Consider the following 19,215-nt stretch of genomic DNA (forward strand, 5'->3'; position numbering starts at 1 on the left):
GCCGTCCTTTCCGTTACTTGATGATACCCGCGCAGCCGAGCATGGTCATTTTCTTTTCCGCCTCTTCCCGGATACGCTGCAAAGGCAGCCGGAACAGTTTGGAACGGTCGAACGCGGCCGCGTCCTTTTCAAACTCCTGCCGCAGCGTGTTGCCGAACGCCATACGCAGCGCGGTGCCGATATTGACTTTGGCCACGTGCGTTGGCAGCAGCTTTTGCATGTCCCCGTCCTTGATGCCGGTCGAACCGTGCAGCACGAGCGGAACCTCGGTCTCGCGCTCGATCTCATGCAGCAGGTCAAAATTGATCACCGCGTCCTGCGTTTCCATACGGTGCACATTGCCGATGGATACCGCCAGCCAATCCACGCCGGTCTCGCGCGCAAAGCGGCCCGCTTCCGCGGGATCGGTCTTTGCGGCGTGATACGCCGCGCCGCCCGCGCCGTCCGAGTAGCCGACCGCGCCGATCTCGGCTTCGACCGCGACGCCCAGTCCGTGCGCCAGCTCGACCACCTGCCGGGTCTGACGGATATTTTCCTCAAGCGGCAGCTGGGAGCCGTCGAACATGACCGAATCAAAACCCGCTTTGCAGGCGCGTTCCAACACGGTAAGATCGGTCGTATGGTCCAGATGTCCGCAAACGGGTACCGAAGCATGCCGGGTCAGCATATTGAGCGCATCGGCCCACATGTCGATCGGAAACAGGTCGACGGCCAGTTTGTTCACCATCAGCATGACGGGCGCGCCTATTTTTTCCGCCGCCTTCACGATCTCGTATGCGTCGTCCAGCGAAAACACATTAAACCCGGCAAAAATATGATTTTGCTGTACAGCCTTTGTCATCAGATCGGTGAAAAACGGTTGAAATTTATTTTTCGGCAGAGTAAGCATGGTTTCATAGCCTCCTTTATTCTCCTTGCACGGCCTCATGGGCCGCCATATATTCCTCCCGCTCGGCGCGGGTGGGCATGGAATCCGAGCAGTCGTTGCGCGAAATAACGATAGAGGATGCCGCCGCGCCGCGTTTCATGCACTCGTCCACGCGGCAGCCGTCCAGCAGCCCGCTGATGAAGGAAGCGGCGTAGGAATCGCCCGCGCCGAAGGTATTGATCACCCGCGCCGGATAAATACAGCCCGGGTACCGCGCGCCGTCCGCCTGAAAGCCTACCGAGCCGGCCTTTCCGTGCTTGACGACGATCACCTTGGCTTTTTCCCGGAACAGGCGATCGGCCGTACGCTGATCGTCCCGGTTACCGGGACAGACGATGCCCTCGATCATGTTGAACTCCTCGCGCGTGCCGAGCAGAATCTCGCATTTTTCGCAAGCAAGATTGTAGTAAACAGCCGTCTCCTCACGGCTTTTCCATGTAAAGGGGCGGTAGTCGATATCCATCATGATCCGCACATTGTGCTTGATCGCATATTCGATGGCGACAAACACCGCCTCCCGCGACGGGCTGCCCGCAAGCGCCGTACCTGATATCATCAAGATTTTCGCCTGTGCGATGTAGCTTTCGCTGACATCGTTTGGCTCTAAATTCAGATCGGCCACGCGGTCGCGGTAGAAGATGATGTTCGCCTTTTCCGGACTCAGGATTTCGGACACCGCGATCTGGGTGTTCGCACCCGTTTTGTCGTACACGATGCCGCGCGTGTCGATACCGGCCTGCTGAAAACGCGAGATGATGAACCGCCCGAAGCCGTCGGGCGCGATCTTGCCGATAAATCCGGTTTTCAGCCCCAGCCGCGCCGTGCCGATCGCGATATTGGCGGGCGAGCCGCCGATATGCGGCGAAAAGCTACGGATTTCCTCCATCGGGCAGTTCACGTCGTTCGCATACATGTCGATACCGACACGGCCAAGCGCGATCACATCAAAGGGCCGGTTCTTTTCAAAATGCAAATCCATTTGCAGTTCCACTCCTTATTTCAGCTCCACCGTTTTTCCTGCGCGCAGCGCCTCGGTCGCGGCATAGGTCGCTTCGGTGCATTTGGTGCCGTCGTAAACCGTTACTTCAGGCTTTCGTCCTTCGCTGACACAGTTGATAAACTCGATCATTTCATTGAGGAACGCCTCGCGCCAGCGTTCCAGAAAATCCTCGGTGCATTGCTGCACCGCGCCGGTATGGTCGTAGATGAGCACGCGGTTTTTCTCCGGCACCACCGCAATGCGCAGGATGCCCTCGGTGCCCTGTATCTCGGTCTCCACATGCGAACCGTGCGGCGCGATACGGCCCGAATCAAACAGGGCGACCGTGCCGTTTTTAAACTCCATCAGCGCCACGGCGTTGTCTACATCGCCGCAGTCGGCAAGCTCCTGATATTTATAGCAGCCGCCTGCCGCCGTGATCTTTTTTACATCGCTTTCCAGCAGCCAGCGCGCCAAGTCAATGTCGTGCACGGTCAGGTCGCGGAAGATACCGCCGCTCGTTGGCGCGAATGGCAAAAAGCTGTCGATGCGCGAATCCGGGTCCAGACTGGTACACTTGACTAAAAACGGCTTGCCGATCTTGCCTTCGCGGATCATTTGCTTGGCCGCCGCGTAAGAGGGGTCGAACCGGCGCATGAACCCCAACTGGAACACTAGCTCCGGGTGTGCCTCGACCGCTTGCTCCGCTTGCTTGCACTGCGGCACATCCACGCCCAGCGGTTTTTCCGAAAATACGTGCAGACCGCGCGCCATCGCCTTACCGATCTGCTCGCAATGCTGCCCCGAGGGGGACACGATCACAACCGCTTCCATTTCCATATTGGTCAGGAACTGATCAAAATCGGTGTACACGGACGGGACGCCCCAGTTATCTTTTACAAACGCCGCCTCTTCGGGCCGTACGCTGCACGCGGCGACAAGCGCCGCGTTCGGAATCTGGAACATCAGGTTGTTTGCGTGGCGCATGCCCAGCCGCCCAAGGCCGACGATGCCAACTTTTACCTTTTTCATTTGTCATCACCTTTTCTCTATTTGCTAAGTTCTGCGTTTCTCTATCGTTTCTTTACTTTTCTTAGGTATGATTATAGCGAAACCGCCAGCTTAGCGAAAGGAAAATCCTGCTCTGTTTTCACGGAATTTTAATTTAATTTTGGCCGCCTTTGTATTTTATTGCGCATTTCCCCGCGCATTTTCCCTTGCAGATAGAAAAAAACGGTTCGTCGACTGACGCCCCGTTCCATTTGTCTGCAATCTGCTGTGGTTTTACTGTTTTGCGTCCTCGCTCAAATCATCAACAAATATAGCATACTCAACAATTTTTAATTATCATTTTATTGCGTTTTATATCTTGTTTTAGCGCTTTGAAATTTGATATCATCAAAGTGTCATAAAAATATCGGTTTCTGTGCGATTCAAGGAGGTCGTTTTATGGAGACAATGGTTTGGCGCAAAGATCTTACGCTACCACAGTTGTTGTATGTCGATAACACCACGGCCGCGAATCACATCCACTGTATGCATAAGCACGGCCGTATCCTCGAGATCTTGCTGATCGTATCCGGACACGGCATCTACTGTGTGGAGGATGAACGCTATCTGATCGAAAGCGGCGATATTATCATTTGCAACGCCGGTTCGATCCACGATCAAATCCCGTGCGACCGCGAACCCTACGTTACCGCCTGTATCGGCCTGACCGATCTGCACCTTCCCGAGCTGCCTCAAAATTGCCTGATCGCGCCCGATTCGCCCTCGCTGTTCCATCATCCCGCGCAGTTCGGTGAAATCGTCAAGCTGACACAGCTGATCTGCGCGCATATTCACGGCTTTTCCGAGACCGACCGCCTGCTTTGCCGTCACCTGTTGACTTGTCTACTGGAAAACGTGCTGCAAATGATCTCCTTCTGGCCGCGCCAAAACCCACAGAAAGACGAGCCGCTCATGCGGCAGATTAAGGCCTATATCGATGAGCATTACGCCGAGGAGCTTTCCTTGGCCCAGCTCAGCGCGTTGTTTTATATCAGCCCCTATCATCTGTCGCATTTATTTAAAAAATATCTGAACTATTCGCTGATTCAATACGTCATCCGACGGCGTATCGGCGAGGCGCAGTCGTTGCTGATGAGCACCCGTATCAGCATTACCGATATCGCCGGGCGGACAGGTTTTGCCGATACCAGCCACTTCAGTAAGCTTTTTGTCAAATATGTCGGCATGAGCCCTAGCGAATACCGCAAGTACCGCCACGAAAAGGCCCCTGCTGCGAATAATTAGCCGCTTCCTCTTCCTACATATCAAAAAGTCCTCTTCGCGCCGCGGCGCATATAAAAAGGAATCGCGCCCTACGATCTCGGTGAATCCCTTGTTTTTTCCTATGCGTTTCCCTTCACTAAATGACATTGATCATGTATCTCACTTTTTTAACAAACCGGCTTCTCTTGCGACAGACTGTCAAAATATTTTTCGACAGTTCAAACAGCGCCATCCGCATATGCGGATGGCGCTGTTTAGGCGATTGTATATATTTAATCTTGTTCCGGGTTCATGAAGTCGTATAGGGTTTGATAGAGGCGTTTCGGATCGATCGGCTTTGCCAGATGCGCGTTCATTCCCGCCGCCTTGCTTTTTTCGATATCATCGTCGAACGCATTCGCGGTCATGGCAATGATCGGGATGCTTTCCGCATCCGCGTTGCTGAGGTGGCGGATGTTGGTGGTAGCCGTCAGTCCATCCATTAAGGGCATGCGGATATCCATTAGGATCGCGCTGTAATAGCCCTCCGGAGATTTACTGAACATTTCCAGCGCCCGCAGACCGTTTTCCGCCGTGTCGACCTGAAAGCCCTTATCCTCCAGCAGCATCACGGCTACCTCGGTATTAATGGCGTTGTCCTCGGCCAAAAGCAAGCGCTTTCCCGTAAAATCAAAATCCACGTTTTGTTCCGGCTGCGACAGCGCTTCCTTGTGACCCAGCGCCTTGGTAAATGCCGAAACCAAGGAGGATTTGAACATTGGCTTGCTCATCAGCAGGTTGACGCCCGCCAGCTTAGCCTCGTGCTCAATCGAGATCCAGTCATAGGCGGTCATGATGATGATGGTGACCTCGGGCCCGACAATGGCGCGAATCCGGCGGGCGGTCTCGATACCGTCCATCTCCGGCATCTTCCAGTCGATCAGGATCATATCGTAATACTGTTCCGCGCTTCTGAGCTCCGTGACCCGGTCGACAGCCTTGCGGCCGCTGTCCACCCATTCCGCCTTAACGCCCATTTCACGCAGGGTGACGATGGCGCTTTCGCATACCGCAACATCATCGTCCACAACCAACGTTTTCAGGTGCGCGAAATTGCAATCCTGAAGTTTCTGGTGATGGCGCAGCTTTTCTTCCTCCGTGATACCAAGCTTTACATCCACCGTAAATTCCGTGCCGATGCCCCGGATCGAGCGCACGGTGATTTTGCCGTCCATCATATCCACGATGTTCTTGGAGATCGCAAGCCCCAGACCTGTGCCGCCATAAAGCGCGGTCGTACCCGTGGATTCCTGCGAAAACGGTTCAAAAATATGCGGGAGAAACTCTTCGCTCATGCCGACGCCCGTATCGTTTACAATAAAGCGAATGGTGGCGTCGTTTTTATTCTTTCTGCGCAGGGCGGCGGAGAACGTCACTTTGCCGCCTTCACCGGTGAACTTGATCGCATTGGACAGGATATTGATGAGCACCTGCTGCAGCTTCATGGCGTCGCCGATATAGTAGTCGTCAAGCACCGCGTCTACGATGCATTCATAATCCACGCCCTTTGTATCCGCCTGTGAATAGCAGATGGAATTGATGCCGTTTAAAAAATCCTCTGTGGGGATTTTCTCGTTTTTCAGCAGCATTTTGCCGCTTTCGATCCGGCTCATATCCAAAATATCATTGATCAGAGACAAAAGGAACCGCGAAGAGATCCCGATTTTCGAGATGCAATCCGCCACCTGTTCATCATCCCCGATGGACTGCGCAGCAATGGTGCTCATGCCGATGATCGCGTTCATGGGGGTACGGATCTCGTGGCTCATGCGGGATAAAAAGTCGCTTTTAGCGGCGTTTGCCTGCTCTGCCGCCACCAAAGCCGAGGCCAGCTCCTCCTTCTGCCGCTGTTCCTGCAAGACGATATCGGTCACATCGGCCCGCGTCATACAAACACGGTGCAGCTCCTGATTGACGTAAAACACCTGAAACTTCTTGACCCGTGGACCGCGCTCTTCCTGCACCTCCAACACAAAGGTATAGGAATCGGTCTCGGCAAGTTGCTTACGCATGTAGGTAAAGTCTACTTTGCGTAAAAACTCTTCATGGGCGGCAGCTCCCATGCTGCGTTCCGCGATCAGGCGGGCTTCTTTTTGAAAGCCGCCCTGAAACGGGATGCTCTTGCTCCAGTTATCATCATGGGCGACCAGACGGTATTCGCCTTTCAGCAAATCGATCTCGGTGATGATGTCATAATCGAACTGTGCGATTTTATTGAGCAGCTGCTCTTGCAGCTTCTGCTCGGTAACGTCCAACGTATAAAAGAAAATGATGATATCGCCGGTTTCGGGGTTCCGGCAAGAGCGAAAGCTTGTGTTGCTCCAAAACACGCTGCCGTCATTTTGCTTTTGCAGAAAATCAAAATGATACTCTATTTTTCCGACGGCATAATCGGCCAAAATCTTGTCGCGGCATAAATTCTGCAATATCTCCTGCCCCACCTGCGCTTCGAGGGCGGAAGCCGCCAAATTTTCTATCGTTTGGTCATAGGTATCCCCAATCTGCGCGATCGATACATCGGAAATGGAAACATAGTTCTCTACCCGGTTCTTGGTGACATTGACGCGCCCTTGATTGCTGCCCTCCGCGGAGGAAGCTTCTACGAAATAAGCCAGTTCCTTTTCATAGAGCTCCCGCACTCGCTCCTGCATCTGTTTTTCCTCTGTGATATCGACGAATACGCAGTAAAAATATTTTGCATCCGCCTGCTCGGAAACGAGCTGCGCCTTTATCGCGATCCATTTTATCACGCCGTCCTTGCAGATCAGGCGGTTTTCATTGCGTATGGTATTACTATGTTCGAGCTGCGCGAGCAGCTTGTCCGTCATGACCGCCAGATCCTCCGGATAGATCACGGCGGCCATCCGGTTGCCCATAGCCGCAAATTCTTCCCGGGTATAGCCCATAAACTCAAATAAGCCGTCGTTCGCGTCGATCACAGAAAAGTCCGCGTCGAACCGGCAGCGGAAAACAGCGCCGGGGATGTTGTTGTAAAGCCGCAGGACCTCGTCCTGCGCCTGCCGCTGCGCCGTGATATCGATGCAGACCGAGGAGATCGCCGGTCTGCCGTCCTCAGCCGTCATCCTGCGCCCCAGATCGTGCACCCAAATATACGAGCCGTCCTTTTTCTTCATTCGATATTCAACGACATAGCTCTCCGATTCTGCAAGCTGGGCGGCCACCTGTTCGTCGACCAAGACACGGTCGTCCGGATGCATGCAGTTTGAAACCAATCCGCCGATATCGGTCACAAATTCTTGTTCGCTTTCATAGCCGAGGTAGCTGAGCATTTGCCGGTTGATAAAATAAAAGGGAAAACCCGTTTCTATGTATCCGCCCATCATACCGCCGGGCAGCGAATCGTTTAGCAGCTCCTGCCTTTGCTGGGCAATGTTTTGGATCACCAGCGTTTGGGGGTAGTGCTCGCTCCCTCGCTGGCTGCTTCCCGGCTCGGCCACATGAAAGCTGATGATTTTCCACGTTCCGTCCTCCGCCCCGAGCAGGGTGAAAAATCCGCGCAGATGCCAAGTATACTGTGAATTTTGCAGCACGATTTCCATGGAAATCCCGCCGACGTCTGCGGTCAATCGCTGCTCATTTATCACGGACAGCTCGCATGCAAACGGTTCCGGCATTTCTGCAATGTCCTGCCGAATGTACTCGTCCATCGCCGCTTTGCCTCGGGCAAATTCATTCCTCCCCGTGCCGACGAAAGTCACCCCGTCAGATAAAAGTGCCATTGCCGCATCTGCATCGCGCTGTTCAAACCATGCTTTACAAAAATCGCATACAATATCCTTGACTCCCCTGATTCGTGTCATCATTCTCTTTTTTCCTTCCCATGGCGGTTCTATATCTGACCATTCCGCATCAAGCAGGCCGCAGGTAAATTATAGTCCTTTTTATTATAGCACGGTATCTCAAAACGGTCTACTATGCAATCTCGCAGAGATATGGCCTAGAGATTTTATTGTACGGTTTTAGCGGGAATGCCTAGCAAAAGCTGTATAAAAGGCATTGACAAACCAGCCAATGCCTTTTATAATAAATTAGTATTGCTCTATCGCATGAAATGCAAATTTTGTGCAAAACAGCATGGACATCCGGGTGTAGCGCAGTTGGTAGCGCGCCTGCTTTGGGAGCAGGATGCCGCAGGTTCGAATCCTGTCACTCGGACCAAAAGTACAAGGCAAAAAAGATTATGGCCCGTAAAGCCAGTGTTTTCAAGCCTTGTGGGGCCCTCAGCTAAGAAAAGTTGAAGGCCTTTATTCTTAGATATCAGACCACCCAAAGGTCACTCCGGCAGGAGTCGAACCCCCGGCTATCGGGAGAATAAGGCGGATGTACAACGGAATAAAGCACAAGGGCGGCTCCGGCAGGAACCGCCCTTGTGCTTTTTCTGGAGCTATATGCTATTTGTAGCCAAAAGCAAACTCCGCTGTAATTGAGCTAGAAACACCTCGGCTGCCCTGGTAAACACTTGGTACTTTTTCCAGACGACATACATTTTTGTTTCAAGGGCGGGCGTCAGCGGACGGAAGCACAATTCACTGTCAACACCAACGTTGATGAGCTTGCCGAAGGTGAGGACATAGCCCAAGCCCTCCCGCGCTAATATACCCGCGTTATAGGCCAAATTGAAGGTGGCCACGATGTTCAGGGAGTCCACCCTTTCCCCGAACCACTTGGGGAAGTCCTCCGTGATCCCCTGACGGGAACAGATGAGCGGTAAATGTAATAGATCTTCGATTTGGACAGCCTCCTTTTGGGCAAGGGGACTGTCCTTTCGCATGACCACTCCCCAGGTATCAGAGGACGGCATCTCCAGGTAATTGTATTTTGACAAATCCACCGTCTGGGCGATCACCGCGAAGTCCAGCAGCCCCCGGTCCAGCCGCTCCGACAGGTCCTCCGTGTTGCCGCTGTACAAATGCAGGCGGATGCGGGGGTATTGCTCCTGCATGGCCTTGACGCAGCGGGCCAGGTGCTTGATGTCGTCGGACTCGGCGCAGCCCACCCGAATATCTCCGCCGGTCAGCTCCCCCAGGGCCTTGAATTCCTCCTCGGTCTTATCCACCATGTCCAAGATGTCCTCCGCCCGCTTGCGCAGCAGCATCCCCTCCTCGGTGAGGCGGACGCTGAAACTGCTGCGGACAAACAGCTTTTTCCCCAGCTCGCCCTCCAAGTCCTTGAGCTGCTTGGACAGCGTGGGCTGGGAAATGTGAAGCCGCTGTGCCGCGTGGGTCACGCTCCCCTCACGGGCCACCTCCAGAAAATACCGCAAAACCCGAATTTCCATGATAACACCTCCAAGGACAGTATACCAGGAGATGTTATTTGATTCAAGAATAACACAATATAGAAAATGGGTATTTGCTATATCAGAAAAGGGACCGTATAATTGAGACAAAGGGAGGTGAAGCCGTGCCAGAAGCGTCGGATACCCAGAGCATCCTGCGTCAAAACCTGATGGACGCGGGTTGTGACCAGGAGATGGTCCAGCGGTGCGCCGCATTGGCCGGGGAAGAAAGGACAGCGGAGGTGCTGCGCATCCTCTCACGCCACAGGCGAACTCTGCTGGACACGGTCCACCAGAGGGAAAAGCAGATCGACTGTCTGGACTACCTCGTTTACAAACTGAAAAAAGAACAATCTATGGAGGAATGAATGATGATCCACTTTGACTTCAACAACCCCACCCACCTGCTTTTCGGCAGCGGCGCGATCTCCCGGCTCGGCAAGCAGGAGCTCCCCGGCAAAAAGGCGCTTCTGCTGATGTCCAACGGCAAATCCGCCAAGTTGAGCGGCGCCTACGACAAGGTGACGGCCCAGCTCCAGTCGGCGGGCGTTACATGGGCCGAGTTCCCCAAAATCATGGAGAACCCCCTCAAGAGCGCCGTCATGGAGGGTGCGGCCTTTGCCCGCGAGAACGGCTGCGACTTTATCCTGGCCCTGGGCGGCGGCGCGGTGCTGGACGCCTCCGTGGCGGTCTCCGCCATGGCGACCAACCCCGGCGACCTGTGGGACTATGTGCAGGGCGGAACCGGCAAGGGCCAGTCCCTCCAGAATCCCGGCCTGCCCATCGTCACCGTGACCCTGACCGCCGGCACCGGCTCGGAGATCAACTACTACGGCGTCATCTCCAACCCGGACACCAAAGAGAAAATCGGCTTCGGAGGACACCCCTCTCTTGTGCCTGTCCTCGCCATCGTGGACCCGGAGCTGATGCGCACCGTGCCTCCAAAGTACACCGCCTACCAGGGTTTTGACGCCCTGTTCCACAACACCGAGGTTATGATGTCCAACGGCCTCAATCTCCTTAGCGAAACTTTGGCTCTCTCCGCCATTGAGAGCATTGCCAAATACCTGCCCCGGGCCGTCCGGGACGGCGGCAATCTGGAAGCCCGGGAGCGGGTCGCCTACGGCAGCACCATCGCAGGTATGACCATGCAGCTCACCTCTACCACCGCCCAGCACTCTATGGAGCACTCCATGAGCGCGTACCACCACAATCTACCCCACGGCGCGGGCCTCATCATGATTTCCGTAGAGTTCGCCCGGTTCTTCATCGAGCGCCACGTCTGTGACGGCCAGTTCATCAAGATGGCGCGGGCCATGGGTCTTGAAAATGCCGACAAGCCGGAGAATTTTATCACCGCCCTGATGCAGCTTCAGGAGGACTGCGGCGTGGCGGACCTGAAAATGAGCGACTACGGCTTCACCCCGGACGAATTTCTGACGCTGGCTGCGGGTGCTCGCTCCATGCAGGGGGGGCTGTTCGCCGCCAACCCCTGTGAGCTGACCGACAAGGACTGCGCGGGCATTTTTGAAAAATCTTACCGCTGATTAAGGAGGAACTTTCTATGAACACACTGATTGCATACTTTTCCTACACCGGGAATACCAAGGGGATCGCCCGGCAAATTCAGGGACTGACAGGCGGGGACCTGTTTGAGATTCGTCCCGCCGCACCCTATTCTCAGGACTACGATACCGCCGAGCGGCAGGGCCGCAAGGAGACCCGCGACGGCTACCGCCCGCCTCTGGCGGAGCAGGCGCCCGACCTGTCCGGCTATGACGCCGTCCTGCTGGGGACCCCCAACTGGTTTAACACCGTGGCGCCCCCGGTGGCCTCGTTTCTGGCGGAAAACGACTTTGCGGGCAAGCACATCGCCCTGTTCTGCACCAACGGGGGCGGCGGTCTGGGGCATATCCCCACCGACATCAAGACGCTGTGCAAGGACGCCAAGCTGCTGGACGGTCTGAACCTCTACGAGGACGGCGGCGCTGGAGCCAAGGCAAAAATTGCTGACTGGCTGAAGAAAAATGGCCTGATGTAAAGGGGGACTTTCCGTGAATGAGGTAATCAAATCCCTGCTTGCCCACCGTTCCGTCCGGGCGTATACGGAGAAGGCGGTAGAGGATGAGGTTTTAGACCAAATCATAGGGGCTGTACAGATCGCCCCTAACTGGGTCAATCTCCAACACGTCTCCGTGATTGTAGTGAAGGACCAGTCGCGCCGGAAGAAATTTGCCGCGCTCTGCGGAGACCAGCAGCACATCGCCCAGGCCCCGGTCTTTTTGATATTCTGCGCGGACTACTACCGCACCTGGCTCGCCTGCCGAGCCAAAGGCCAGCCCTTTGACGAGGTGGTGGGACAGATCGACAATGTCCTCGTTGGGGCCCACGAGGTGGGCATTGCTCTGGGCACCGCCGTGGCGGCTGCGGAATCCTTTGGACTGGGCACTGTACCTATCGGGGACATCCGGCTGCACGCTCTGGATGCGGTCACGGAGCTGGGACTACCCAAGTATGTGCTTCCCCTGTTAGGGCTTTGTGTGGGCTATCCGGCGGAGTGGCCCGGCCAGAAGTTTCGTCTACCCAAAGAGGCGGTCTGCTTTGAGGAACGCTACAATCAGTCGCTTGCACCTCTTTTGGCACAGTACGATGAAGCCTACGCCGCTTATTTGATGGAACGTCCTCAGAACAGCCGCGTGGGGACTTGGACACAGTTGGCCGCCGACTTCTACCGCCCGCCCTATGACCATTACCCGGAGGTCCCGGAACTGTTGCGGCGGCAGGGCTTTTTCCACAGTGAACAGTTATAAGAAATAGAACAAAGGAGTATTGCTATGATACCATTTTTATTGGCAATCCCATTTGGTATGGGGATATGCCCATGATTTTATACAGCTTTTTGGAGCAGTATGACCTCTCCGGCAAGACCATTGTACCTTTTATCACCTCCGGCGCCAGCGGGTTCTCCGGCACCATCGGCACCATGCAGGAGCTTCAGCCGGGTGCAAATGTGGTTGAAAACGGGTATTCCATCACCAGAAACCGGATGGAGGAGGCTCCGGCGGGCGTTGCGGCTTGGCTGAAAGAGCTGGGTTATCTAAACTGACCACACACAGACAAGAAAGGATGATCACGATGAAAAAGCAATTATCAGCCCTGCTCCTGAGCGCTGCGTTGATACTCGGCCTGACGGCGTGTGGCGGGGGACAGGGCGGTGTCTCCAACCAGAGCGCTCCTCCCCAATCCTCTGCACCCACCCCGAGCACGACTCCCGAGAGCATGGAGCCCGGTAATGTCACATCGGCTCCCGACGGCAAGGCTCTAGTGGCTTATTTCTCCGTGCCGGAGACGGACAGTGCGGAGAATATGAACGCCGAGGAGGAAAACAGCACCGTAGTCATTGACGGCGAGGTGCTGGGCAACACCCAATATGTTGCCTATGTCATTCAGGAGAACACCGAGGCAAACCTCTTCCGTATTGAGCCGGTGACGGCCTATCCCATGGATCACGCCGAGCTGGAGAAGGTTGCCACTGAAGAAAAACGCCAAAACGCCCGCCCGGAACCTTCCGCTCAGGTGGAGGATATGGAACAGTACGATACCATTTTTCTGGGCTACCCGAATTGGTATGGCGATCTGCCGATGATCCTTTACAGCTTTTTGGAGCAGTATGACCTTGCGGGAAAGACCATTATCCCCTTTGTCACCTCCGGGGCCAGCGGGTTCTCCGGCACCATCGGTACCATCCAAGAGCTTCAGCCAGATGCGACTGTAATTACGGACGGGCTTTCCATCACTCGGGCCGTTGTGCAGGACGCGGAGCCGGAAATACTTATCTGGCTGAACGGTATGGGCTATGCGGGCTAAATGAAAATGTCTCGAAAGGCCGTCATAGACGTGCTGCTGACGGTGCTTCTTCCGCTGCTGATGGCCTATAACCTGATTGGAGAGGCGGCCCATGAATGGCTGGGCTTGGGAATGTTCCTGCTGCTCGGCCTCCATCACATCCTAAATGTCAGATGGAGCGGAGTAATTCTCCGGGGACGGTACGGCCCGTACCGCATTTTACAGACGGCGGCGGTATTGCTTCTTTTCCTTTCCATGCTTGGCTCAATGATGAGCGGGATCGTCCAGTCCAAACACATTTTTACAATGGTGCTGACCGGGCGGGCGATCTCCGCCATGAGAACAACGCATATGCTGTGCGCTTACTGGGGCTTTCTCCTGATGGGGTTTCACTTGGGCCTGCACTGGCCGGTCATCTTCAACAGGTGGAGGGGCGCTGCGGCAAAGCCGCTCCCACCGGCCTGCCGGGCGGCTGTGTGGCTGATGTCTGCATACGGCGTTTATGCGTTTGCGCGCCGCGATCTGACCGAATATTTATTTTTGAAAACCCAGTATGTATTCTTTGACTTTTCAGAACCCCTCCCATGGTTCTTACTGGACTATGCGGCAATCTTGGCCTTGCTGACCGTTATTGGACACATTGCCGCAAAAACGGCGATTCGTCTTTCGGTGAGGACCCAATCCCAAGAAAGGAAGGCGCTCGCATGAAATTAAAAAAATTGCTGTCTATTGGTCTGCTGGCGGTCCTGCTGTTGCAAACGGCCGCCTGTGCCTCCGCGTCCGCCCCTCCTGCGGAATCAGATGGCGGTGCTACAACCGTAGAAACGGTGGCACCGGCCTTTACGGACGTCCCCGCCGACGCCTGGTACGCGCAGGCCGTCCTGTATTGTCAGGAACGAGGGCTGATTGGCGGTACGACCGCCGACTCGTTTTCTCCCGACCGTTCCATGACCCGCTCCATGCTGGCCGCCGTACTGTACCGGCTGGCCGGAAGCCCCGCCGTTTCCACCGCCCCTGGATTTTCGGATACACAGGCCGGGGCTTGGTATGCGGACGCCGTTACCTGGGCGGCGGAGGCAGGAGTTGTCTCCGGCTATGGGAACGGTCTGTTTGGGACCAACGACGCCGTCAATCGGGAGCAGACCGTGACCACCCTGTGGCGATATGCAAATTCCCCCGAGTCTGGGGCGACGGCGGCCTTTACGGATACCGGCGACCTCTCAGTCTGGGCGCGTTCGGCGGCAAACTGGGCCTGGGCCCAGAGGATCGCTGCCGGGCGGGAGGGAAACCGCTTTGCACCCAAAGAAACCATTACGCGCGCGGAGGTATGTGTTATGTTACATCGTTGGCTGAATCTTTCTAACAGCGGTGCGCCGACAGCGACACCGTCTCCCGAAATCACGCTTCCACCTGACGGAGGAATTGCGTTCGACTTTGATAGCAAGACCGTCACACTGAACAGTGGCTATGAAATGCCCATCAACGGACTGGGGACCTACTCCCTGACCGGCGAGACCTGTGTCGCCTCCGTCACTGCGGCGCTGGAGCGTGGCGTGCGGCTCATCGACACCGCCCATATCTACGGCAACGAGGCAGAGGTAGGACAGGCGGTGCGGGATTCCGGCATCCCCCGAGAGGAGATTTTCGTCATCACCAAGCTCTATCCCAACCAGTTTGCGGGCGCGGAGGACGCAATCGACGAGGCGCTTCAGAAACTGGATATCGGATATATCGACCTGATGCTGCTCCACCATCCAGGCGCAAACGACGTGGAGGCGTACAGCGCGATGGAAAGGGCTGTGGCAGCGGGTAAGGTCCGCTCCATCGGACTGTCCAACTGGTATGTTGAGGAGCTGGAGGAATTCCTGCCTCAGGTAACGATTCCCCCGGCTCTGGTGCAAAACGAGATACACCCCTACTATCAGGAAAACGACGTGATCCCCTATATCCAGAGCTTGCGCATCGTAGTACAGGGCTGGTATCCCTTTGGTGGCCGCGGACATACGGCGGAGTTGCTGGGGAATGAGGTCATAAATGAGATTGCCGCAGACCACAATAAATCCGCAGCTCAGGTCATTCTGCGCTGGAATCTCCAAAAGGGTGTAGTGGTCATCCCCGGCTCCAGCAATCCCGACCATATTCAGGAGAACACGGAGCTTTATGATTTCGAGCTGACAGATGGGGAGATGGCAAGGATCAACGCCCTGAATCGAGGCGAAAAGCATGATTGGTATTGATGAAATGATTCTCTATTCCATTCCTGACAAGCCCCAGTTCATTCTGAGATTTATTTGTGAAAAATAATCCGTGTGGTGACAAAATAGCAAATATCATTTTTGCCTGATTATAAATAAATGGCTTAAACACTGGCTTTTGCATGGATTCTCACCTTATCAGCGCAAAAATATGCCACATTTCGACAAGAAAACAGGGGAAATAGAGGGAATTTCGTTGGTTCAAGTCCCTACAGTTGCAGCAGCTCAGAAACACCCCTGATGGCACGAATCCCCGTCTGCGGCGAGGCTTCTTAGCCGGGCGGGGTGTTTCTTCGCTTTCGCCCGCGATCCGCTACGAGGGGCTCTGACGAGAAGAAAACGGGATAGACATGAAAAAAGCAGGTGCACCATGCACCTGCTTTTTTTAATTAGCGAAACTTTTTCTTCTTGGCGCGCGCAGCCTCAGACTTCTTGCGGCGCTTGACGCTCGGGCTTTCATAATGCTCACGCTTGCGGAGCTCGGAAAGCGTACCCGCCTTAGCGCACGAGCGCTTAAAACGGCGCAGCGCGCTGTCAATAGATTCATTTTCCTTGATGCGGACTTCCGACACAGTTTTCCCTCCCTCCGCGCGTTCCCTTTGGAGACGCTTTGCACGGACATGCGCGCACATGCCGCGCATAGAACCGTAAGAATATTATATCTTTTTTTGGCCTTCCTGTCAACCCATAAATCAACGGACTACAAGATTGACGATCTTATTCGGCACAACGATCTGCTTGACGACTTCCTTGCCCTCGATCGCGCGCTGTACCTTCTCCTCGGCAAGAGCCGCGTCGATGGCCGCCTGCTTGTCGGAATCGACCGGCAGTTTAACAGTGGCCTTGAGCTTGCCATTGATCTGCACGGCCATCTCCACGCTGTCCTCGACGGTCTTGGCGTCCTCATACTGCGGCCACGAAGCGACCGAGAGTAAGCCCTCGCCGCCGATCTGCCGCCACAGCTCCTCGGTGATATGAGGCGCAAAGGGGTTCAGGAGCGCCAGAAACGTTTTGTACTCCGCCATGTTGACGCCTTTATCCGCAAACTCATTGAGCATGCTCATCAGCGCCGCGATCGCCGTGTTGGCCTTGAGGTTTTCAATATCCTCCCCGACCTTCTTGATCGTGCGGTGCATCAGCACCTCATGCTGCGCGGAATAGCTGTCGCCCGGCTGTACCTTTTCGGCAAGCGCCCAAACGCGCTCTAAGAAACGGCGGCAGCCCTTGATGGATTTGGGGCTCCACGGCGCGGCCTTCTCAAAATCACCGATAAACATTTCATACAGGCGCATGGTATCCGCGCCGTATACATCGACGATCTCATCCGGGTTGACCACGTTGCCGCGGGACTTGGACATTTTTTCGCCGTTCTCGCCTAAGATCATGCCGTGGCTGGTGCGCTTGGCATACGGCTCCTTTGTCGGCACAACGCCGATGTCGTACAGGAACTTATGCCAGAAGCGCGAATACAGCAGGTGAAGCGTGGTGTGCTCCATGCCGCCGTTGTACCAATCGACCGGAGACCAATACTCGAGCGCTTCCTTGGAAGCGAGAGCGTTCTCATTGTGCGGGTCCATATAGCGCAGGAAATACCAACTCGAACCGGCCCACTGGGGCATGGTATCGGTCTCGCGCTTGGCGGGCGCGCCGCAGTGCGGGCAAACCGTGTTCACCCAATCCGTCATCTTGGCAAGCGGGCTTTCGCCGTTTTCGGTGGGCTCGTAGGAGTCGACGTTCGGCAGCGTCAGCGGCAGCTGATCCTCCGGCACCGGCACCCAGCCGCACTTTTCGCAATAGACGAGCGGAATGGGCTCGCCCCAATAGCGCTGACGGGAGAATACCCAGTCGCGCAGCTTAAAATTAACCTTTTCGTGGCCAAGGCCCTTTTCAGTCAGGAAGGCGATGATCTTCTGCTTCGCTTCCGCAACGGACAGGCCGTTTAAGAAATCGGAGTTGACGAGCGTGCCGGTCTCCACGTCGGTGAACGCGGCTTCCTGCACATTGCCGCCGGCAATCACCTCGATAATGGGCAGGTCGAACGCCTTGGCAAAATCCCAGTCGCGGTCGTCATGCGCGGGCACCGCCATGATCGCGCCCGTGCCGTAGCCCATCAACACATAGTCAGACACAAAGATCGGAATCTGCTCGCCGTTGACAGGGTTGATCGCGGCCACGCCGTCCAAACGGACGCCGGTCTTTTCCTTGTTCAGCTCAGTGCGTTCAAAATCCGACTTGCGCGCGGCTTCCTCACGGTAGACGCGGATCGCCTCGATATTTTTCAGCTTGTCCGCCCAAGTCTCGACCGCCGGATGCTCGGGCGAAATAACCATGTAGGTTGCGCCGAACAGCGTATCCGGGCGGGTGGTATAAACAGTGAGCTTGTCTCCCTCGGTGGTGGTAAAATCGACTTCCGCGCCGGTGGAGCGGCCGATCCAGTTGCGCTGCTGGGTCTTGACGCGTTCGATATAATCGACCTCGTCCAGATCGTCGAGCAGCCGCTGGGCGTACTCGGTGATCTTCAGCATCCACTGGCTCTTATTTTTATGCACAACTTCGCTGCCGCAGCGCTCGCACGTGCCGCCCACCACCTCTTCGTTGGCCAGCACGCACTTGCACGAGGTGCACCAGTTCACGTTCATTTCCTTCTTATAGGCCAGCCCCTTTTTAAAGAGCTGCTGAAAGATCCACTGCGTCCACTTATAGTAGGCAGGATCGGTCGTATTGACCTCGCGCGACCAGTCGAACGACAGGCCAAGGCTTTTCAGCTGGCTCTTGAAGCGCGCGATGTTCTGCTTTGTGACTTCAGCCGGATGGACATGGTTTTTAATCGCGTAGTTCTCCGTCGGCAGACCGAAAGCGTCCCAGCCCATCGGATAGAGCACGTTGTAGCCCTGCATGCGCTTTTTGCGCGCCACAATATCGAGCGCGGTATAGGAACGCGGATGGCCGACGTGCAGGCCCTGACCGGACGGATACGGGAACTCGACGAGGGCGTAGAACTTCTCCTTATCAGAGTTGTTGGACGCCTCGAAGCAGTGCGCATCGTCCCAGATGTCCTGCCACTTCTTTTCCACTTGTTTATGATCGTACTTCAACGGTATTTCCCCCAAATGAATTAGTAATTAGAAATTAGTAGTTAGTAATGATATGAGCTCGTCCGCGTTACCGCTTTTGAATGACTCATTTCTAATTACTAATTACTAATTTTCTGGGATCACTCGGTAATACCGAGTGATCCCAGCGAGACGGGCGTGCCGTCCTTCCACAAATTCTCAAGATTATAGAATTTGCGCGCTTCGGGCATGAACACATGAACCAGTACGCTGCCGTAATCGAGCAGCATCCACTGGGCGGATTCATAGCCCTCGATGTGGTGCGGCAGGGTCTCATGGTCATATTTTAGGCGCCATTCAACGTTGTCCGCCAGCGCCTTGACCTGCGTGCTCGAGGAGGCCGAGCAGATGACGAAATATTCGGTCAGCTCGGTCAGGTGCTCTACATGCAGCACCTCGACATCGTTGCCCTTCTTTTCTAAAAGCGCTTCGCAGATCGCCTTTACTGTTTGCTGTGCAGTCAATTCATGCACTCCTTACTT

At 55.2% G+C, this 19,215-nt stretch carries 17 protein-coding genes and 1 tRNA gene; 10 read left to right on the forward strand and 8 right to left on the reverse strand.

Annotation, left to right across the window (positions count from 1 at the left end; all coding sequences use genetic code 11):
• Positions 1 to 13: 13 nt before the first annotated feature.
• From NE562_RS01855 to NE562_RS01865, 3 genes are read right to left on the reverse strand one after another with little or no spacing between them, the layout of a single operon-like run.
• Entirely contained in the window at positions 14 to 889 is an 876-nt protein-coding gene (locus tag NE562_RS01855) for a class II fructose-bisphosphate aldolase (RefSeq protein WP_280960691.1), read from the reverse strand.
• 16 nt (positions 890 to 905) lie between these two features.
• Complete coding sequence (iolC, locus tag NE562_RS01860; RefSeq protein ID WP_280960692.1) at positions 906 to 1,919, reverse strand: 5-dehydro-2-deoxygluconokinase; 1,014 nt, start codon at positions 1,917 to 1,919, stop codon at positions 906 to 908.
• Positions 1,920 to 1,922: 3 nt separating this feature from the next.
• Entirely contained in the window at positions 1,923 to 2,939 is a 1,017-nt protein-coding gene (locus NE562_RS01865) for a Gfo/Idh/MocA family oxidoreductase (protein ID WP_280960693.1), read from the reverse strand.
• 417 nt (positions 2,940 to 3,356) lie between these two features.
• On the opposite strand from NE562_RS01865, the gene NE562_RS01870 reads away from it, so the two are divergent.
• Positions 3,357 to 4,202, forward strand: a complete 846-nt coding sequence (locus NE562_RS01870; RefSeq protein ID WP_280960694.1) for an AraC family transcriptional regulator — start codon at positions 3,357 to 3,359, stop codon at positions 4,200 to 4,202.
• Positions 4,203 to 4,453: 251 nt separating this feature from the next.
• Here the strand turns inward: NE562_RS01870 and NE562_RS01875 are convergent, their stop codons facing one another.
• The gene (locus tag NE562_RS01875) at positions 4,454 to 8,044 is read right to left on the reverse strand and encodes a response regulator (protein ID WP_280960695.1); all 3,591 of its coding nucleotides are present in this window, start codon (positions 8,042 to 8,044) and stop codon (positions 4,454 to 4,456) included.
• Between the two features lie 279 nt (positions 8,045 to 8,323).
• Between NE562_RS01875 and NE562_RS01880 the strand changes: the two genes are divergently transcribed.
• Positions 8,324 to 8,399, forward strand: a tRNA-Pro gene (locus NE562_RS01880).
• Between the two features lie 226 nt (positions 8,400 to 8,625).
• Here the strand turns inward: NE562_RS01880 and NE562_RS01885 are convergent.
• Positions 8,626 to 9,519, reverse strand: a complete 894-nt coding sequence (locus NE562_RS01885; RefSeq protein WP_280960696.1) for a LysR family transcriptional regulator — start codon at positions 9,517 to 9,519, stop codon at positions 8,626 to 8,628.
• Positions 9,520 to 9,644: 125 nt separating this feature from the next.
• Between NE562_RS01885 and NE562_RS01890 the strand changes: the two genes are divergently transcribed.
• The 8 genes from NE562_RS01890 to NE562_RS01925 all read left to right on the forward strand — a co-directional run bounded on the left by NE562_RS01890 (position 9,645) and on the right by NE562_RS01925 (position 15,602).
• Positions 9,645 to 9,887 (forward strand): hypothetical protein, encoded by a 243-nt coding sequence (locus NE562_RS01890; RefSeq protein WP_280960697.1) that lies wholly within the window; start codon positions 9,645 to 9,647, stop codon positions 9,885 to 9,887.
• Positions 9,888 to 11,066, forward strand: coding sequence for an iron-containing alcohol dehydrogenase (locus NE562_RS01895; RefSeq protein ID WP_280960698.1), 1,179 nt, complete (start codon positions 9,888 to 9,890; stop codon positions 11,064 to 11,066).
• A gap of 17 nt (positions 11,067 to 11,083) precedes the next feature.
• Positions 11,084 to 11,560 carry a flavodoxin gene (locus NE562_RS01900; RefSeq protein ID WP_280960699.1) on the forward strand — a complete coding sequence of 159 codons (477 nt, stop codon included), beginning with the start codon at positions 11,084 to 11,086 and terminating at the stop codon, positions 11,558 to 11,560.
• 13 nt (positions 11,561 to 11,573) lie between these two features.
• Positions 11,574 to 12,329 (forward strand): NADPH-dependent oxidoreductase, encoded by a 756-nt coding sequence (locus tag NE562_RS01905; RefSeq protein ID WP_280960700.1) that lies wholly within the window; start codon positions 11,574 to 11,576, stop codon positions 12,327 to 12,329.
• A 65-nt stretch (positions 12,330 to 12,394) separates the two neighbouring features.
• A complete protein-coding gene (locus tag NE562_RS01910) occupies positions 12,395 to 12,625 on the forward strand; it encodes a flavodoxin (RefSeq protein ID WP_419195981.1) in 231 nt (76 codons plus the stop codon).
• Positions 12,626 to 12,798: 173 nt separating this feature from the next.
• The gene (locus NE562_RS01915) at positions 12,799 to 13,386 is read left to right on the forward strand and encodes a flavodoxin (RefSeq protein ID WP_280960701.1); all 588 of its coding nucleotides are present in this window, start codon (positions 12,799 to 12,801) and stop codon (positions 13,384 to 13,386) included.
• Positions 13,387 to 14,073, forward strand: coding sequence for a DUF4405 domain-containing protein (locus NE562_RS01920; RefSeq protein ID WP_280960702.1), 687 nt, complete (start codon positions 13,387 to 13,389; stop codon positions 14,071 to 14,073).
• Positions 14,070 to 15,602: an aldo/keto reductase gene (locus NE562_RS01925; RefSeq protein WP_280960703.1), complete on the forward strand. Its 1,533-nt coding sequence runs from the start codon at positions 14,070 to 14,072 to the stop codon at positions 15,600 to 15,602. The genes NE562_RS01920 and NE562_RS01925 overlap by 4 nt, the downstream gene beginning before the upstream one ends.
• Positions 15,603 to 16,009: 407 nt before the next feature.
• Here NE562_RS01925 and rpsU read toward each other — a convergent pair whose 3' ends face one another.
• From rpsU to rsfS, 3 genes are all read right to left on the reverse strand, one after another.
• Positions 16,010 to 16,192 (reverse strand): 30S ribosomal protein S21, encoded by a 183-nt coding sequence (gene rpsU / locus NE562_RS01930; RefSeq protein ID WP_280960704.1) that lies wholly within the window; start codon positions 16,190 to 16,192, stop codon positions 16,010 to 16,012.
• A gap of 120 nt (positions 16,193 to 16,312) precedes the next feature.
• On the reverse strand, positions 16,313 to 18,715 hold the full coding sequence (leuS, locus tag NE562_RS01935) for a leucine--tRNA ligase (RefSeq protein WP_280960705.1): 2,403 nt from the start codon (positions 18,713 to 18,715) through the stop codon (positions 16,313 to 16,315).
• Positions 18,716 to 18,834: 119 nt separating this feature from the next.
• Entirely contained in the window at positions 18,835 to 19,206 is a 372-nt protein-coding gene (rsfS, locus tag NE562_RS01940) for a ribosome silencing factor (RefSeq protein WP_317860855.1), read from the reverse strand.
• Positions 19,207 to 19,215 lie beyond the last annotated feature (9 nt).

Source organism: Butyricicoccus faecihominis (genome assembly GCF_024462775.1).
In the GTDB taxonomy this organism is placed as follows: Bacteria; Bacillota; Clostridia; order Oscillospirales; family Butyricicoccaceae; genus Agathobaculum; species Agathobaculum faecihominis_A.

Excerpts from the sequence above, each read along its gene's own strand:
- NE562_RS01855 (WP_280960691.1), bottom strand. The coding sequence starts at position 889 with ATGCTTACTCTGCCGAAAAATAAATTTCAACCGTTTTTCACCGATCTG.
- NE562_RS01865 (WP_280960693.1), bottom strand. The coding sequence starts at position 2,939 with ATGAAAAAGGTAAAAGTTGGCATCGTCGGCCTTGGGCGGCTGGGCATG.
- NE562_RS01870 (WP_280960694.1), top strand. The coding sequence starts at position 3,357 with ATGGAGACAATGGTTTGGCGCAAAGATCTTACGCTACCACAGTTGTTG.
- NE562_RS01875 (WP_280960695.1), bottom strand. The coding sequence starts at position 8,044 with ATGATGACACGAATCAGGGGAGTCAAGGATATTGTATGCGATTTTTGT.
- NE562_RS01885 (WP_280960696.1), bottom strand. The coding sequence starts at position 9,519 with ATGGAAATTCGGGTTTTGCGGTATTTTCTGGAGGTGGCCCGTGAGGGG.
- NE562_RS01895 (WP_280960698.1), top strand. The coding sequence starts at position 9,888 with ATGATGATCCACTTTGACTTCAACAACCCCACCCACCTGCTTTTCGGC.
- NE562_RS01900 (WP_280960699.1), top strand. The coding sequence starts at position 11,084 with ATGAACACACTGATTGCATACTTTTCCTACACCGGGAATACCAAGGGG.
- NE562_RS01910 (WP_419195981.1), top strand. The coding sequence starts at position 12,395 with ATGCCCATGATTTTATACAGCTTTTTGGAGCAGTATGACCTCTCCGGC.
- NE562_RS01915 (WP_280960701.1), top strand. The coding sequence starts at position 12,799 with ATGGAGCCCGGTAATGTCACATCGGCTCCCGACGGCAAGGCTCTAGTG.
- NE562_RS01920 (WP_280960702.1), top strand. The coding sequence starts at position 13,387 with ATGAAAATGTCTCGAAAGGCCGTCATAGACGTGCTGCTGACGGTGCTT.
- NE562_RS01925 (WP_280960703.1), top strand. The coding sequence starts at position 14,070 with ATGAAATTAAAAAAATTGCTGTCTATTGGTCTGCTGGCGGTCCTGCTG.